Annotated in this window: 2 protein-coding genes and 1 pseudogene; all 3 read right to left on the minus strand. The window is 39.4% G+C overall.

Annotated features, from left to right (window positions below; all coding sequences use genetic code 11):
- Positions 1-21: 21 nt before the first annotated feature.
- The gene (locus tag V7147_RS18925) at positions 22-1,122 is read right to left on the minus strand and encodes a carbamoyl phosphate synthase small subunit (RefSeq protein WP_335369388.1); all 1,101 of its coding nucleotides are present in this window, start codon (positions 1,120-1,122) and stop codon (positions 22-24) included.
- A complete protein-coding gene (locus V7147_RS18930) occupies positions 1,119-2,405 on the minus strand; it encodes a dihydroorotase (protein ID WP_335369389.1) in 1,287 nt (428 codons plus the stop codon). The genes V7147_RS18925 and V7147_RS18930 overlap by 4 nt, the downstream gene beginning before the upstream one ends.
- Positions 2,402-2,881 (minus strand): annotated as a pseudogene (locus V7147_RS18935) (aspartate carbamoyltransferase); the annotation flags it as partial. The gene V7147_RS18930 and the pseudogene V7147_RS18935, both read right to left, overlap by 4 nt.

Genomic DNA, 2,881 nt, shown 5'->3' on the forward strand with positions numbered 1-2,881 from the left:
TTACTAATATACTGTTAATGTCTAAGCGTTTTGGCATAGCTCTTCGCCCTCTTTCCTGAAGTTTTCAATCATCTGTAAAAAGTCGTTAAATAAGCTATTTGCATCGTCAGGGCCAGATGAAGCCTCTGGGTGGAATTGAACAGTAAATGCCGGATATTCTAAATGGCGTAATCCTTCTACTGTGTCATCGTTGAGAGCAATATGTGTAACTTCAAGTTTTGCTTTTTCTAGTGATTCTTTGTTCACTGAATAACCGTGATTTTGTGAAGTAATTGCAATTTTACCTGTTTTTAGGTCCTTTACTGGATGATTTGCACCCCTATGTCCAAATTTCATTTTTTCAGTATCTGCGCCATTTGCTAAGGCAAATAATTGATGTCCTAAGCACACTCCGAATAGTGGTACCTTCCCAAGAACTCCTTTAATCATCTCAATTGCTTCCAGAACGTCCTTTGGATCTCCAGGTCCGTTACTTAATAAAATGCCATCTGGGCTAAGGCGTAATATTTCTTCTGCTGTAGTATTGTATGGAACGACAATGACGTCACAGTCGCGTTTGTTTAATTCATGTAAGATACTATGCTTCATTCCGAAATCAACTAGAACGATGCGATGCCCTCTTCCCGGACTTGGGTATGCGCTAGATGTTGAAACATGTTTTACTTGGTCTGTTTGTAAAGTCATGTCGTTAAGTTGCTTTACAACATCATTTACATTGACATCCATCCCGCAAAGCGCACCCTTTAATGTTCCATATTGACGGATTTTTCTAGTAAGCATTCTAGTATCAATTCCAGAAAGACCCGGAATGTTTTTTGCTTTGAAATATTCGTCAAGACTAAATTGACTTCTAAAATTTGATGGGTGGTCACAAACTTCATTCACGATCAGCCCGCTAATTTTAGGATTAATAGACTCAAAATCATCTCTATTAATCCCGTAGTTCCCAACTAATGGATATGTTAATGTGACAATGTGTCCACAATTTGATGGGTCTGATATGATTTCCTGATATCCTGTCATACCCGTATTAAATATAACCTCACCTATGTTGTCGGTGTTACTTCCAAATCCATCACCGATAAATACTGTTCCATCTTCTAAAATAAGTTGTCGTTTCATGCTAGAACACTTCCTTTCTGCCAAACAATGCTGCCATTTACGATTGTCATGACTGGCCAACCTTTACATTCCCAGCCAACAAATGGTGTATTCTTTCCTTTTGATACGAAATTTTCGGTATCAATTGTTTCTTCTGCCTCTAAATCAATGACAGTTAAATCAGCTTTATTCCCAATTTCTAAGCTTCCAAATGGAAGATTAAAAGTGTTTGCAGGCTTACTCGTTAAAAAGTCTATTAATTGCTTTAATGTAATCTTATTTGTCTCGACAAAATGTGTATAAAGGAGTGGAAAAGCTGTCTCCAAACCGACGATACCAAATGGTGCTAAAGCCATTCCTTGTGCTTTTTCTTCACTTGCATGTGGAGCATGATCGGTAGCGATGAAATCGATTGTTCCATCAAGAAGTCCTTCAATGAGTGCTTCTAGATCCTCTTTTCCACGTAATGGAGGATTCATTTTATAATCTGTGTCAAGTCCAGGTATATCTTCATCACATAATAATAAATGATGTGGAGTAACCTCAGCCGTTACATGAATACCCGCACGCTTTGCATCTCTGATTACACGTACTGATTCCTTTGTGCTTACGTGGCATACATGATAGTGACAACCAGCAGCTTCAGCTAATAACACATCCCTTGCAATATGTACTGATTCGCATACAGAAGGAATTCCATTGATCCCGTGCTTTTTCGAGAATTCCCCCTCGTGAACAGCCCCTTTATTAATGAGAGTATTCTCTTCACAATGGGCAACGATCGGCATTTCAATTGCTGCCGCTTGCTTCATTGCTTCAAGCATCATTCCAGCTGATTGAATTCCAACACCGTCGTCAGTAAATGCGAATGCTCCAGCTTCCTTTAATGCTTTCATATCCGTTAGCTCCTGACCGAGCTCACGAATAGAGATTGACGCATATGGAAGGACATTAACATAAGCCGTATCCTTGATTCTTTGTTGTAGCCAGTTCATTTGCTCTACTGTATCTGGAACTGGTCTTGTATTTGGCATTGCCGCAATTGTTGTAAATCCGCCCTTTGCAGCTGCAAGGCTACCCGTTTCGATGGTTTCTTTATGTTCTCCTCCAGGCTCACGAAGGTGGACATGGACATCAACAAATCCAGCTGATACAAACATTCCTTCTACATCAATTACTTCACAATTGCTTTGGTCTAGATTTGCCCCAACAGCTTCGATTAGACCTTTCGTGATTTTAATATCTGCAGCTATTAGCTCACCATGTTCATTAAGAATTTCTGCGTTTTTTAGTAATGTGCTCATATTAAAATTCCTCCCTCTACCTGTTGTAAAACCCTTTTAAGTACAGCCATTCTTACAAATACACCATTTTCCATCTGCTTAAAAATTCTTGATTGTTGCGCTTCAACTAATTCATTTGCTATTTCAACTCCGCGATTAATCGGTGCTGGATGCATAATAATGGTGCCCTTTTTCAAGTTTTTGCCCCGCTTATTTGTTAAGCCAAATTTTTCGTGGTACTCTTCCTTCGTTAAATCCATCGAAAATTTATGACGCTCATGTTGAATACGAAGCAGCATGACGACATCAGCTTCTGCAAGCCCTGCATCAAGGTCAACATACATCCCATATGGGGTTGTTTGATCTTGCCATTCTAATGGTGCCGAAAAATATACGTTTGCACCTAGTCTTGTTAAGCTTTGTGCGTTGGAACGCGCTACCCTGCTATGTCGTATATCACCGACGATCAACACATTCAAATCTTTGAAACTATTAAA

This window comes from Bacillus sp. JJ1521 (genome assembly GCF_036965165.1).
Taxonomy (GTDB): Bacteria; Bacillota; Bacilli; order Bacillales; family Bacillaceae_L; genus Ferdinandcohnia.

What these genes read in the sequence shown, in the direction of transcription:
- V7147_RS18925 (WP_335369388.1), bottom strand. Translation starts at nt 1,122, where the DNA reads ATGAAACGACAACTTATTTTAGAAGATGGAACAGTATTTATCGGTGAT.
- V7147_RS18930 (WP_335369389.1), bottom strand. Translation starts at nt 2,405, where the DNA reads ATGAGCACATTACTAAAAAACGCAGAAATTCTTAATGAACATGGTGAG.